This window comes from Herbaspirillum sp. NPDC087042, from assembly GCF_044745245.1.
Lineage (GTDB): Bacteria > Pseudomonadota > Gammaproteobacteria > Burkholderiales > Burkholderiaceae_D > Herbaspirillum.
Genome location: NZ_JBIUZW010000013.1, coordinates 111407 through 123691 on the forward strand (window position 1 = coordinate 111407; position 12285 = coordinate 123691).

Annotated in this window: 14 protein-coding genes; 8 read left to right on the top strand and 6 right to left on the bottom strand. The window is 65.2% G+C overall.

The features are described from left to right. Positions 1-110 precede the first annotated feature (110 nt). The 3 genes from ACIPHN_RS18050 to ACIPHN_RS18060 all read left to right on the top strand — a co-directional run bounded on the left by ACIPHN_RS18050 (position 111) and on the right by ACIPHN_RS18060 (position 2524). Complete coding sequence (locus tag ACIPHN_RS18050; RefSeq protein ID WP_400438210.1) at positions 111-779, top strand: DUF484 family protein; 669 nt, start codon at positions 111-113, stop codon at positions 777-779. Positions 780-852: 73 nt separating this feature from the next. Next, complete coding sequence (xerC, locus tag ACIPHN_RS18055; RefSeq protein ID WP_400438331.1) at positions 853-1833, top strand: tyrosine recombinase XerC; 981 nt, start codon at positions 853-855, stop codon at positions 1831-1833. A 118-nt stretch (positions 1834-1951) separates the two neighbouring features. Further along, on the top strand, positions 1952-2524 hold the full coding sequence (locus ACIPHN_RS18060) for a Fur family transcriptional regulator (protein ID WP_400438212.1): 573 nt from the start codon (positions 1952-1954) through the stop codon (positions 2522-2524). Between the two features lie 15 nt (positions 2525-2539). Here the strand turns inward: ACIPHN_RS18060 and ACIPHN_RS18065 are convergent, their stop codons facing one another. Continuing rightward, positions 2540-3268: an HAD-IA family hydrolase gene (locus ACIPHN_RS18065; protein WP_400438214.1), complete on the bottom strand. Its 729-nt coding sequence runs from the start codon at positions 3266-3268 to the stop codon at positions 2540-2542. Positions 3269-3405: 137 nt separating this feature from the next. On the opposite strand from ACIPHN_RS18065, the gene ACIPHN_RS18070 reads away from it, so the two are divergent. Then, entirely contained in the window at positions 3406-4287 is an 882-nt protein-coding gene (locus ACIPHN_RS18070) for a TraB/GumN family protein (RefSeq protein ID WP_400438215.1), read from the top strand. Positions 4288-4385: 98 nt separating this feature from the next. Here ACIPHN_RS18070 and ACIPHN_RS18075 read toward each other — a convergent pair whose 3' ends face one another. From ACIPHN_RS18075 to ACIPHN_RS18095, 5 genes are all read right to left on the bottom strand, one after another. After that, on the bottom strand, positions 4386-4892 hold the full coding sequence (locus ACIPHN_RS18075; protein ID WP_400438217.1) for a DUF2059 domain-containing protein: 507 nt from the start codon (positions 4890-4892) through the stop codon (positions 4386-4388). A gap of 159 nt (positions 4893-5051) precedes the next feature. After that, the gene (gene argB, locus ACIPHN_RS18080; RefSeq protein ID WP_400438219.1) at positions 5052-5945 is read right to left on the bottom strand and encodes an acetylglutamate kinase; all 894 of its coding nucleotides are present in this window, start codon (positions 5943-5945) and stop codon (positions 5052-5054) included. 112 nt (positions 5946-6057) lie between these two features. Continuing rightward, entirely contained in the window at positions 6058-6810 is a 753-nt protein-coding gene (locus ACIPHN_RS18085; RefSeq protein WP_400438221.1) for a hypothetical protein, read from the bottom strand. A gap of 63 nt (positions 6811-6873) precedes the next feature. Beyond that, positions 6874-7662: a type III pantothenate kinase gene (locus tag ACIPHN_RS18090; protein WP_400438223.1), complete on the bottom strand. Its 789-nt coding sequence runs from the start codon at positions 7660-7662 to the stop codon at positions 6874-6876. 2 nt (positions 7663-7664) lie between these two features. Then, a complete protein-coding gene (locus ACIPHN_RS18095) occupies positions 7665-8525 on the bottom strand; it encodes a biotin--[acetyl-CoA-carboxylase] ligase (RefSeq protein WP_400438224.1) in 861 nt (286 codons plus the stop codon). An 82-nt stretch (positions 8526-8607) separates the two neighbouring features. Between ACIPHN_RS18095 and ACIPHN_RS18100 the strand changes: the two genes are divergently transcribed. The 4 genes from ACIPHN_RS18100 (at position 8608) to ACIPHN_RS18115 (ending at position 12230) form a co-directional block, all read left to right on the top strand. After that, positions 8608-9762: a VanZ family protein gene (locus tag ACIPHN_RS18100; RefSeq protein ID WP_400438226.1), complete on the top strand. Its 1155-nt coding sequence runs from the start codon at positions 8608-8610 to the stop codon at positions 9760-9762. A 73-nt stretch (positions 9763-9835) separates the two neighbouring features. Beyond that, on the top strand, positions 9836-10156 hold the full coding sequence (locus tag ACIPHN_RS18105; RefSeq protein WP_198982401.1) for a ferredoxin: 321 nt from the start codon (positions 9836-9838) through the stop codon (positions 10154-10156). 28 nt (positions 10157-10184) lie between these two features. Beyond that, the gene (locus ACIPHN_RS18110; protein ID WP_400438228.1) at positions 10185-10847 is read left to right on the top strand and encodes an alpha/beta hydrolase; all 663 of its coding nucleotides are present in this window, start codon (positions 10185-10187) and stop codon (positions 10845-10847) included. Between the two features lie 228 nt (positions 10848-11075). After that, positions 11076-12230 (top strand): D-alanyl-D-alanine carboxypeptidase family protein, encoded by a 1155-nt coding sequence (locus ACIPHN_RS18115; protein ID WP_400438230.1) that lies wholly within the window; start codon positions 11076-11078, stop codon positions 12228-12230. Positions 12231-12285: the final 55 nt, after the last annotated feature.

The following is a 12285-nucleotide window of genomic DNA, read 5'->3' on the forward strand; positions in this document are numbered from 1 at the left end:
CCAAAGCCGGTGCCAATGATTGTCAGTGCCTGCGATAGCGTGGATAATCTCGCGATACTTCCGGCTTGCCCGCCAGCCCAGGCGGCGCCGTTCTCACCGACACCTTCACAATGACCACCGAACTGGATCCGAACCTGATTGCCGACTACCTGCTCGAACACCCTCACTTCTTCGAGGAGCACGCCGAGCTGCTTTCGACCATCAAGTTGACCAGTCCGGTGATGGGTCGCGCCGTCTCGCTGCAAGAACGCCAGATGGAAATCCTGCGCGAAAAGATCCGCGTCCAGGAGCTGCGCATGGCCGACCTGATGCGCATCGCCCAGGAAAACGACGAGATCACCAACAAGTTCCAGGCCTGGAGCCGCGCCCTGCTGCTCACCCGCGATGCCGCCGACCTGCCGCGCGCACTGACGACCCAGTTGCAGGAAATCTTCCATGTGCCGCAAGTCACCGTGCGCCTGTGGAACCTGGGCCAGGACCATGCCGAGAACTGGGCCACCCGCGACATCTCGGACGACGCGCGCCTGTTCGCCAATGGCCTGTCGGCGCCGTTCTGCGGTCCGAACAAGGATTTCGAAGCCGCCGCCTGGCTCGACGACAGCGAATCGGTCAAGTCGGTCGCCATCCTGCCGCTGCGCGTGGGCGCGTCGCCGGATGCCTTCGGCCTGCTGGTCCTGGGTTCGCCCGATCCCGGCCGTTTCACCTCCGACATGGGTATCGATTTCCTCACCCGTATCGGCGAAACCGGCAGCGCCGCCCTGGCCTGCCTGCTGCGCTGATCAACCAACGGCGACAGATGAAGCCGCGTGCACCTGGCGTGACGCGGCAACATGGGCTGGAAAGCGGATGAGCATGGACACCACGACATCCTCACTGATCGGACACTACCTGTCCTTCCTGCGCTCGCAGCGCAAGCTCTCACCACATACGCTGGACAACTACGGCCGCGACCTGCAGGAGCTGCGCGCCCTGCTGGCACCCGCCGGCGATGCACAGGCCGACGTCGACCTGCCGCGCACCACCCAGGCCCAGATCCGCAAATGCGCCGCGCGCCTGCACGCCCGCGGCCTGGATGCCCGCTCGATCGCCCGCAAGCTGTCGGCCTGGCGCGGTTTCTTTGACTGGATGTCGCAGGAGGTCGCCTTGACGGCCAATCCGGTCGAGGGCGTCAAGTCCCCCAAGAAGAGCAAACCCCTGCCCAAGGCGCTGGCCACCGATGATGCCGTGCGCCTGGTGTCGCAGGGCGATCCGGCGCGCGACCCCGATTCCACCCTGGCTGCCTGCAACCGGGCCATGTTCGAATTGCTTTACTCAAGCGGGTTGCGGGTCTCCGAGCTGGTCGGCATCGATGTGGCCGATGTGCGCGAGCACGGCCACGAGTCGGCGGGCTGGATCGATATCGCCGAGGCCGAAGTCACCGTCACCGGCAAGGGTGGCAAGAAGCGCAAGGTGCCAGTCGGCCAGGCCGCCCTCCAGGCCATCACTGCCTGGCTGCCACTGCGGGCCGGACTGGTCAAGGCCGATGGGGGTGCTGATGCGCATGCGCTGTTCCTGAGCGAACGCGGCACCCGCATGTCGCCGCGCGTGACGCAGCTGCGCCTGAAGGCGCACGGCCGGGCGCTGGAGATGGCCGGCGACGTCCATCCACACATGCTGCGCCATTCCTTCGCCTCACATGTATTGCAGAGCTCCGGCGACCTGCGCGCGGTCCAGGAGATGCTGGGACACGCCTCCATCAGCGCCACCCAGGTCTATACCGCCCTGGATTTCCAGCGCCTGGCCCAGGTCTACGACCAGGCCCATCCGCGCGCCCGCAAGGGTGGTGGCAAATAGGCCAGCGCGGCAAGGCAGGGGAAAGTCCCTCCCGCATGGGCTAAAATAGCGAGGCAAGGGACGTGGTCCGCTACGTTCGTCTTTCGCCAGTCGCCTGGCCCCTTGAATCCTCCAGCAGATGCCGACCATGAAAGCCAAAGCCGCCGATCACCCCACCGCCAGCAGCACTGCCCAGGCCGCCGCCATGACGGTGCTGGCCGAGGCCCAGCTGCGCGAAGCCGGCGTGCGCGTGACCCAGGCACGGGTCAATGTGCTGGGCGCCTTGCTGGAAACCCGCAGCGCGGCATCGCACCAGGATATCCAGGACCGCTTTGCCGGCATGGACCGCGTCACCCTCTACCGCGCGCTGGATTGCCTCACCGAAGCCGGGCTGGCGCACAAGATTTCCAGTGACGACCGCATCTTCCGCTACAGCGCTGGTACCGACCATACCGAACACGGCCTGCACGACCACACCCAGGGCAAGCAGCACCAGCACGGCCATTTCAAGTGCACCCGCTGCGCCCGGGTGTTCTGCCTGGATGCCAGTGACGGCACCGACTTCCTGGCGACCGTCCTGCCGGATGCGGACAAGCATCGCTCCACCGCCGCCCAGTTGCAGTCAGCCCTGCGCAAGACCCTGGGCAAGGGCTTCCAGAGTCACGAAGTGGAACTCACCATCAAGGGCTGGTGCGCCGACTGCGCCGACTGACACCAGCCGGCATCCTCAGCGCAGCGCCGCCAGCCGGCGCGGCAGCTGGCGCACCGAGCGCACCTTCACATCGACATAGCCCGGAAACCGGCTCAACACCCGCTGTCCACCGATATGCCCCAGCAGGGCCTGGCTGCCGCGCAGGTACTGGGTCACCCAGGCCGTGCGCACGCCCAGCTGGCGGGCCGTCTTGAGGTTGTCCACGGTATCCTCGACCAGGATGCAACGGTGCGGCGCGATCTTGTGACGCGCCAGCAGCTTGCGCAACATCAGCCGCGAAGGCTTGGGCCGCAGCTGGCGGTGCACATGCATGGATTCGATGGAGAGATGGTGCGAGAAATGGCGATGCAGCCCCAGGTGTCGCACCAGCTCGCGCGAGTAACGGTGCGGCGCGTTGGTGAGCAGGATCTTGCGACCCGGCAGCTGGCGCAGCCAGCGGCCGATGCCGCGCTCGGCCCTGACCATGCCGGGCAGGTCATCGAAGAGATGTGCCTCGTGCAGGAAATCCTCGATGCGCACGCCATGGTGGCGCACCATGCCCAGCAGGGTCGCACCATACAGCTTCCAGTAATGACGACGCAGGTGATTGACCGCCGCCTCGTCGCTGGGATGCCCGCCCTCCTCCAGCACCCGCGTGATGATGCGATTCATGTTGGCATTGATCGCCGGAAAGATCGCATGCGACGCGTTGTGCAGGGTATTGTCGAGATCGAACAACCAGAGCGGTGTAGTATTGGACGCCATAAATCAGAAACGACCGCCCCCGGCGACGAGCGCAGGCGCGGATCAGCAAGCAGAAAAAGAGAATAGAAAGGCCAGCAGTGACCGGTGTGATGCAACGACTGATTATAGTGATATTGACCTGGCTGTCCTGCTTTTACTTGCCCGAGGCGCTCGCGCAAGTACCGTCGGCCCCCACCCCGGCAGGCCCCCATGCGGCGCCACCACGCGGCGCGCTCTACCAGATCTCCGATGGCCACCATACGCTGCTGCTGTTCGGCACCATCCACGTCGGCGCTGCCGACTTCTACCCGCTGGAGCCACGCCTGGCACAAGCCCTGGCCGAGGCCCCGGTACTGGCCCTGGAGCTGGATCCGGGCAATGCCGTCGCGCTGCAGGCGGCAGTCCGGCGCCATGCACTCTATCCGGACGGCCAGCGCTTCCAGGACCAACTCGACCCCGCGCTGACGCAGCGCACGCTGGCCGCGCTGCAACGCTACCAGTTGCCGCTGGCCCCGATGCAGGCCATGCGTCCCTGGATGCTGGCCATGGCGCTGACCGTGCAGGCCTACGAACAGCATGGCTACCATGCCGAGCTGGCGGTCGACAGCTACCTGGCCAATGCCGTGCGCCAGCATGGCGGGCAAGTGATGGAGCTGGAAAGCGCGGAACGCCAGATGGGTATCTTCAGCCGCCTGAATGGCGCGCAGCAGGCGCAGTTCCTCAAGGACAGCCTGGACGAGCTGGAGGACGACGACCTCACCCGCAAGCTCGATGAACTGGTCGGCGCCTGGCGCCACGCCGACAGCGCCGGCTTCGCTGCCGCCCTCAAGGAACTGCGGGACGACGACAGCTTCAGCAACCGCTTCACCCTTCAGGCGCTGCTGGAGGAACGCAATCCCGGCCTGGCCGACGGCATTGCCAGCTTGCTGCGCAAGAACGACCAGGCCATCGCCGCCATCGGCATCCTGCACCTGATCGGCCCGGACGGCGTCCCGGCCCTGCTGGCCCGGAAAGGGCTGCAGGTCAGGCAGCTCTACTGACGGGATGACATGCCGGGGACCTGCCCCGGCCACTGCGGATAAAAAAAGGGATGAGCATGCTCATCCCTTTTTCACTTGCGCTATTGCATCGGCCGCGCTCAGTTGGCGGCCTTCAGGTCGGCAATGAAATCACGCTGGATCTGCTCCATCTGCGGTTGCATGCTCACCGTCAACTGCTGGATCAGCGCCGTGTTCTTCTGCATCAGCACAGGCATCTTGTGGATCACGGCCTGCCCGGCCGGGGTCTTGTAGAACGCCAGCATGCCCGTCACCTCTTCTTCGGTGAAGGTCTCGCTGTAGAACTGCAGATAGGACGGCTCCATCTTTTGCCAGGAGACCGTGTCCTTGACCAGGCTCAGCAAGCGCACCTTGAGCTTGTCGGCGGCCTGTTGCTGCTTGGCATTGGGCGCATTGCCCCTGAGCGCCTGCTTGACGACGGCATCCACCAGGTTGCCATACTGCAGCTGCACGCCGTCGATCACCTTGCGGGCCTGGGTAACCTCGAGCAACTGGCGAATCGACGCATCGCTGGCCGGGGCGGCCGAGGCGATGCCGGATGCCGAGACAAGGGCGGCAGCGAACAGGATGTGCTTGAGCAATTTCATGACTTCTCCGTGAGCGTGAATGGGCAAAACAATGGACGGCAGACTAGCACGCCGTACCTGCTGCGACAATGCGCCGCGCCTGCAGGCGAAAAAAAGGGATGAGCCCGCTCATCCCTTTCCTGTTGACCCTGTTGATCCTGTTGATACCGGCAGTCGTACTCAGTGCGAGCGGATCATGGTGCCGAACGCCTGTTCGGTCAACACTTCCAGCAGCAGCGAGTGCTCGATGCGACCGTCGATGATGTGTACCGTGTTCACACCCGACTTGGCCGCATCCAGGGCCGAGGAGATCTTGGGCAGCATGCCGCCGGAGATGGTGCCGTCGGCAAACATCTCGTCGATCTCGCGTGCCGACAGGTCGGTCAGCAGGTTGCCGGCCTTGTCCTGGACACCCGCGATGTTGGTCATCATGATCAGCTTTTCGGCATGCAGGATCTCGGCGATCTTGCCGGCCACCACGTCGGCGTTGATGTTGTAGGCCTGGCCATCGTCACCGAAGCCGATCGGCGAAATGATGGGAATGAAGGCGTCATCCTGCAGCGCCTTGACCACCGCCGGGTTGATCGCCTCGATCTCGCCCACATAACCGATATCCAGGAACTGGCCCGGGTTCTCCTTGTCCGGCATCTGCATCTTGCGCGCGCGGATCAGGCCGCCATCCTTGCCGGTCAGGCCCACCGCCTGGCCACCATAGTGATTGATCAGCATCACGATGTCCTGCTGCACTTCACCGCCCAGCACCCATTCCACCACTTCCATGGTTTCTTCATCGGTAATGCGCATGCCCTGGACGAAGGTCCCCTGCTTGCCGATCTTCTTGAGCGCGGCATCGATCTGCGGGCCGCCACCGTGGACCACCACCGGGTTCATGCCCACCAGCTTCAACAGGATCACGTCACGGGCGAAGCCGTGCTTGAGGCTTTCCTCGGTCATCGCGTTGCCGCCGTACTTGACCACGATGGTCTTGCCGTGGAATTTACGGATATAGGGCAGCGCCTCGGCCAGGATTTCGGCTTTGATCTGGGGGGCTACGTTGGTCAGGTCGGTGGTCATGGCAATGTCCTGTGGCTGGATGGGATGGGTTAGGAGCGGGATTTTACATGGAAAGAAGCCGGGCTTCGCACTGCAACATGCAGCGTGTGCGATCCTGACAACGCCGCCGGGCTCAGGCGCTGCAGGCGCGGATTTCCTGGTCCGGGAAGGCGCTCTTGATCTGGTCCAGGGCGCTGCGCGCCTCCGGGCTCAGGTCGTGCAACTGGAACACCTGCTTGCCGGCCCCGGAACGGCGCGCAATGATGCGCGCACTGCGCACGCCGCGCGAGATCAGCTGGCTGACATAGGCCTTGGCCGCGTCTTCGGTACGGAAGATACCCAGCGAGACGCCAGAGCGCAGCGCCGGATTGGGGAAACTGTCGGGAATCACGTAGAAATCGCCAATCCCCAGGCGGCGCAGCTCGGCCACGCGCCGGTCCGCCCCCTCACGGCCATCCTGGGGCGGGATATAGACCATGTGGCTGGTGACGTCCTGGGTCAGCTTCTGCACCAGCTTGTCACCCAGGTTCAGGCTGGCTACCTGTTCCGAGAAGCGGCGCGCATCGGCCACGCTGAAATTGCCCACCTCGGTACAGGAAGGTGCCACCGCAGCAACTGGCGCTGGCGCAGGTGCCGCCGTCGGCGCCGCCGAAGCAGGCGCTGCATTGGCCACGGCCGGGCTGGCGGCGGCCGGCTGGGCACGCAGTTGCGAGGCCAGCTTCTCGCTGTTGGCCGGCAACACGCTGAGCAATTCCGGATGCAGCTGCTCGGCCAGGCGCTGCGGCTCGCGCCGCTCGGTGGCGCTGGCGCCGAAATAGCCACGCGGCAACCCGAACAGGATCACGTTCCCGACCAGCAGTAGCCAAAAAAACAATTTCAGCTTCATCCGCGCGTTGTCTTCCTTGCCCTTGTCAGATGTTTCAATGTCAGTTCCAGATGAGGAAGCGCGCTACTGGCGTTCCTGCTTCATCGCTTCATGCAAGCCGATGAGCACCAGATTATCCACCTTTTCCAGCGGGACATCGCCCAGATCCAGATAAGGGGCCAGCAACAAGCCGGCGCCACCGGCCAGCAGGCAGCGCAACGGCCCCGGTGGACCGGTGCGGCGGCGCTCGGCCAGGGCATGCTCGATGGCGCCCACCTGGGCGGCGATGCAACCCGAGACGATGGCCTCCACCGTATTGTCGGCGAAGACCCGCTCGGGCGGGACAGCCCCATCGATGCGCGGCAACTGCGCCGTATTCAGGGCCAGCGAGGTCGCCATGGTACCGAATCCGGGCAGGATCATGCCACCCTCGAAGAGACCATCGGCGCTGACCGCATCGATGGTGGTGGCGGTGCCGCAGGTCGCCACCAGCAATTGCTCCCCGGGAAACAGGGCATGCGCGCCGATGGCCGCAGCAAAGCGGTCGCAGCCCAGCTGGGCCGGATGGCGATAGCCGTTGCGCAAGCCGGCACGCTGTTCGGTGGAGGCGAACCATTCGACCGCCGCGCGGCCACCGAAGACCTCATGCAGCACCGCTTCCAGGCTCTCGCGCAGGGCCGGGCCGGCCACGTTGGAGACGCACACCTGCGTCACCGCCTGCGGGCCTGTGGCCAGCGCGCGCCAGGCCGACGCCAGTGCCTGCACTTCGGCACGCGCCACAGCCCCGTGCTGCAGCCAGGGCGATGCGCCACCGGGCTGTGCGGCCGGCACCGCCCACTTGATGCGCGTATTGCCCGCGTCGATCAGCAACATGTTCAATCCTGCAGGCGCAAGGACAGGTCGCCGGCCAGGATCTCGATCTGGCCGGCCTCGGTATCGAGCAGGAAGCGTCCCATCATGTCCACGCCGGCCGCCGTCCCTTCGTGGACGATGCGACCGTTGTCGACGATCTTCACGGCCTGGCCGGCATAGGCGTGGAAGGCTTCCCAGCGTTTGACGAAGGCGCCAAAACCGCGGTGCTCGAACTCGGTCAGCACATCGACCAGGGCGCTGGTGATGATGGCCAGCACCGTCTCGCGGGGGGGCTTCTGCAATTCGGGGGCGGAACCGATGGCGCGCTCCAGCTCCTGCTCCAGTCCTTGCGGCACGCCCAGGTTCAGGCCGATGCCGATGACCGCCCAGGTGGCGTCGCCACGACGACCGTCAGAGGCCGTCTCGATGAGGATGCCGGCCAGCTTGGCGCCATCACGCAAGACATCGTTGGGCCACTTTAGCTGCGGCTGCACGCCGAACACCTCCAGCGCCTCGGCCACTGCCACGCCCACGGCCAGCGGCAAACCCAGCAGGGCATGCAAAGGCCGCTCGAAGCGCCAGGCCAGCGAGAAGCTCAAGCTATCCTGCGGCGTGGTGCGCCAGGGCCGGCCGGCACGGCCACGGCCGGCGGTCTGGCGGTCGGCCACCCGCAGCAGCGGGCGCGAGAGACTGGTCACGCGCTGCATCAGGTCAACGTTGGTGGAACCGGTCTGCGCGACCGCCTCGACATCGACACGCTCCCGGCCTTGGCTATCGGAGCCGGCCAGCAGCATGGAAATACGTTCCGGGCGCACCAGCGGCTGGCGCTCGTCGCGATCCGGCACCGGCGCATCCTCGGCCGGCTGGGGAGAAGTCATGGTCATAGCGCGCATTGTAACGGCAGACGGCGCCTGCGCGCTGCCCGCGCGGCAATGTAAAGGCGCGCGCGCAACGCGGCAGGCCGCCATGAAATGGGTTACCCTCTGGCCCATGCACGCCAAGCCCGTCCCTTCCTCCGCGCCGCCAGCGGCCTCGTCCTTCGCGCGCGTCAGCCTGGCGATCTATACGCTGCTGATCGTCTATGCCAGCTGGTATCCGTTCTCGGGCTGGCGCGACATGGGCATCAAACCCTTCGACTACCTGTGGGCGCGCCTGCCCTACTACTGGACCGGCTTCGACGTCTGGACCAATATCGCCGGCTACGCGCCGCTGGGCCTGCTGCTGGTGCTGTCCATGTATCCGCGCCTGCGCGCGCGCTGGGCCATCGTCCCGGCCATCGCCGCCGGGGTGCTGCTGTCGGCCTGCATGGAAGCCGGCCAGACCTACCTGCCCACCCGCGTCCCCTCCAATCTGGACCTGTTGACCAATTCCGCCGGGGTCACTCTGGGGGCCTTGCTGGGCGCGGCCTGCAGCCGCTACTTCCTGCGCGAGAGCCGCCTGCTGCTGCTGCGCCAGCGCTGGTTTTCCGGCGAGGCCAGCCGGGGCCTGGTGGTGGCCGGACTGTGGCCGCTGGCACTGATCTACCCGCAGAACCACCTGTTCGGCCTGGGCCATCTGGTACCGCCGCTGTCGGGATTCTTCTCCGACCTGCTCGACACGCCCATCGACCTGTCCACCGCCTGGCTCAACAATGCCCAGCTGAGCGCCGAGCAATACTGGCTGGCCGACATCATCGTCAGCGCCTGCGGCCTGACCGGCGCCTCCCTGCTGGCGCTGCTGCTGATGCGCCGGCAGGCGCCGCGCCGCCGCCTGGTCGGGCTATACCTGCTGGCCTGCATCGCTACCAAGTCGCTGGCCTGCGCGCTGTTCTTCGCGCCCCAGAATGCCTTTGTCTGGATCTCGCCCAGCGCAGTGGGCGGCATCATGCTGGGCGCCATGATGGTGGCCGGCCTGTCCTGGGCGCCGCCGATCGCGCAACGGCGCGTGGCCGCCCTGGCGTTGATCCTGAGCCTGGTGGTGACCAATGTGGTGCCGGTCAATCCCTATTACATCTCGACGCTGGAAACCTGGGTCCAGGGCAAGTTCCTCAACTTCGACGGCGCCGCGCAGTTTCTCTCGGTGCTGTGGCCCTTCCTGGCCATCTGGTTCCTCTACCACCCGGTGCACCGCAAGCAACGATGACCGGGGTGTATCATTGATGCTTTCCCCCAGGCCGGTGCGCCGGCCCGTGACCAACCTCCACAGGTCCCCTCCCATGAGTGATGAGCCCTTCTACGAACACCACGTCTTCTTCTGCCTGAACCAGCGCAAGCCGGGCGAGCGTACCTGCTGCGCCGACAAGGGCGCGCAGGCCGCCCAGGAACACGCCAAGAAACGCATCAAGCAACTGGGCCTGGCCGCCCCCGGCAAGGTCCGCATCAACAAGGCCGGCTGCCTGGAGCGCTGCGAGGAAGGCCCGGTGGTGGTGATCTACCCGCAAGGCACCTGGTACACCTACGTCGATAACGAAGACATCGACGAAATCATCGACAAGCACATCGTCGGCGGCAAGGTCGTCGATCGCCTCAAGATCTAAGCATCTCTCCCTCCGTTTTTAGCAAGCCATGAACGCACACACCCAGAATTTCATGATCGCTGGCGCCGTCGGCCAGCTCGAATGCGCACTCGACCTGCCGGACCCCGAGGTCTTCCCCGCCCCGGTCGGCCTGGCCCTGGTGGCCCACCCGCACCCGCTGTATGGCGGCACCATGGACAACAAGGTCGCCCAGACCCTGGCGCGCACCTTCCTGGCGCTGGGCTATGTGGCGGTACGCATGAATTTCCGTGGCGTGGGCAAGTCCGAGGGCGTGCATGACCACGGCGCCGGTGAGACCGACGACATGGCCCTGCTGCTGCAACACATGCGTGCGCAATATCCGACGCTGCCGCTGGCACTGGGTGGTTTCTCCTTCGGAACCTTCGTGCAGGCCCAGCTGCAGCAGCGCCTGCTGCAACAGGACGCCGCCAGTGCCGCCGAACGCCTGGTGCTGGTGGGCACGGCCGCCGGCAAGTGGCCCATGCCGGTAGCGCCAGCCAATACCATCCTCATCCACGGCGAGCAGGACGACACCATCCCGCTGTCGGCGGTGCTGGACTGGGCACGCCCGCAGGAACTGCCGGTGGTGGTGATTCCCGGTTCGGATCACTTTTTTCACCGCAAACTGCAACATATCAAGAATGTGGTGGTCGAAAGCTGGCATCGCCGCCCGGCCCAGCTGCAAGCCTGAGTGCCCAGCCACGGCGGCGATGCGATGGAAACGCCGCCACGGCGGCTTCGCGAGGGGATTTTCGGGGATGAAGATCCATTCAATTGGGAACGAAGCCGCATGACGTTTATAATTCCGGGCGTGCAGCCGGCCCTGGCTGCCGCCACAGACTGACCCGCCCGGCCTTATCCTCTTATCAAACCAACAGCTACGATGTTCCCCCGTGCTGGCATTTTTTCTTAGGCACCGATGAAAAAGCTTCTCGCGGCGCTCGCCGCAACCGTCCTTTCCATTTCCACCCTCACCGCATCCGCACAGAGCCTGCCGCCGCCCACCGTCGCGGCCAAGAGCTGGCTGCTGCTGGACGCCTCGGCCAATCAGGTGATCGCCTCCAGCGACCCCGACATGCGCGTCGAGCCGGCCTCGCTGACCAAGCTCATGACCGCCTACCTGGCCTTCGCCGCCCTGCGCGACAAGCGTCTGAGCCTGGAGCAGGAAGTCAATGTCTCGGTCAATGCCTGGAAGGTCGACCCGAGCAGCTCCAAGATGTTCATCGAGCCCAACAAGCCGGTCTCCATTGACAACCTGCTGTACGGCCTGATCTCGGTGTCCGGCAATGACGCCGCCGTGGCGGTGGCCGAAGCGGTCTCCGGCACCGAAGATGCCTTCGTGCAACTGATGAACCGTGAAGCCCAGCGCCAGGGCCTCACCAACAGCCACTTCGGCAATCCGCATGGTCTGCCCAACGCGGAGACCTATACCACCGCACGCGACCTGTCCATCCTGTGCCGCAACCTGATCAACGACTTCCCCGACTACTACAAGCGTTACTACTCGGTGAAGAAGTTTACCTACAACAACATCACCCAACCCAACCGCAACCGCCTGCTGTGGCTGGATCCGACCGTTGACGGCATGAAGACCGGCCACACCTCCAGCGCCGGCTTCTCGCTGATCACCTCGGCGCATCGTCCGGTGCCCAATGGCGAGCGTCGCCTGATCTCGGTGGTGATCGGTACCGTCTCCGACCAGGTCCGTACCCAGGAAAGCCAGAAGCTGCTGAACTGGGGCTTCCAGAACTTCGACGCCGTGAAACTGTATGGCAAGGGTCAACCGGTCGACACGCCTGACGTGTGGAAGGGTTCGCAGGGCAAGATCAAGGTCGGCTTCAAGAACGACGTCTACATCACCATCCCCAAGGGCACGGCTGACAAGGTCAAGACCAAGCTGGATCGCAATGATCCGCTGATCGCCCCGATCGCCGAGAATGCCAAGGTCGGCACCCTGAAGGTCAGCATCGACGACAAGGTCGTCGCCGAGCTGCCGGTGGTGGCGCTGGAATCGGTGGGCCCGGCAGGCTTCATCGGCCGCGCCTGGGACTCGCTGCGCCTGATGTTCAAGTAATCCCCGCAGGTTCGCACCAGGAAAAACGCCATCGGGCAACCGATGGCGTTTTTTT

Coding starts and splice junctions, on each gene's coding strand:
- ACIPHN_RS18105 (WP_198982401.1), top strand. CDS start 9,836: ATGAGTGATGAGCCCTTCTACGAACACCACGTCTTCTTCTGCCTGAAC.
- ACIPHN_RS18065 (WP_400438214.1), bottom strand. CDS start 3,268: ATGGCGTCCAATACTACACCGCTCTGGTTGTTCGATCTCGACAATACC.
- ACIPHN_RS18075 (WP_400438217.1), bottom strand. CDS start 4,892: ATGAAATTGCTCAAGCACATCCTGTTCGCTGCCGCCCTTGTCTCGGCA.
- ACIPHN_RS18095 (WP_400438224.1), bottom strand. CDS start 8,525: ATGACCATGACTTCTCCCCAGCCGGCCGAGGATGCGCCGGTGCCGGAT.
- ACIPHN_RS18085 (WP_400438221.1), bottom strand. CDS start 6,810: ATGAAGCTGAAATTGTTTTTTTGGCTACTGCTGGTCGGGAACGTGATC.
- ACIPHN_RS18110 (WP_400438228.1), top strand. CDS start 10,185: ATGAACGCACACACCCAGAATTTCATGATCGCTGGCGCCGTCGGCCAG.
- ACIPHN_RS18050 (WP_400438210.1), top strand. CDS start 111: ATGACCACCGAACTGGATCCGAACCTGATTGCCGACTACCTGCTCGAA.
- ACIPHN_RS18090 (WP_400438223.1), bottom strand. CDS start 7,662: ATGTTGCTGATCGACGCGGGCAATACGCGCATCAAGTGGGCGGTGCCG.
- xerC (WP_400438331.1), top strand. CDS start 853: ATGGACACCACGACATCCTCACTGATCGGACACTACCTGTCCTTCCTG.
- ACIPHN_RS18100 (WP_400438226.1), top strand. CDS start 8,608: ATGAAATGGGTTACCCTCTGGCCCATGCACGCCAAGCCCGTCCCTTCC.
- argB (WP_400438219.1), bottom strand. CDS start 5,945: ATGACCACCGACCTGACCAACGTAGCCCCCCAGATCAAAGCCGAAATC.
- ACIPHN_RS18060 (WP_400438212.1), top strand. CDS start 1,952: ATGCCGACCATGAAAGCCAAAGCCGCCGATCACCCCACCGCCAGCAGC.
- ACIPHN_RS18115 (WP_400438230.1), top strand. CDS start 11,076: ATGAAAAAGCTTCTCGCGGCGCTCGCCGCAACCGTCCTTTCCATTTCC.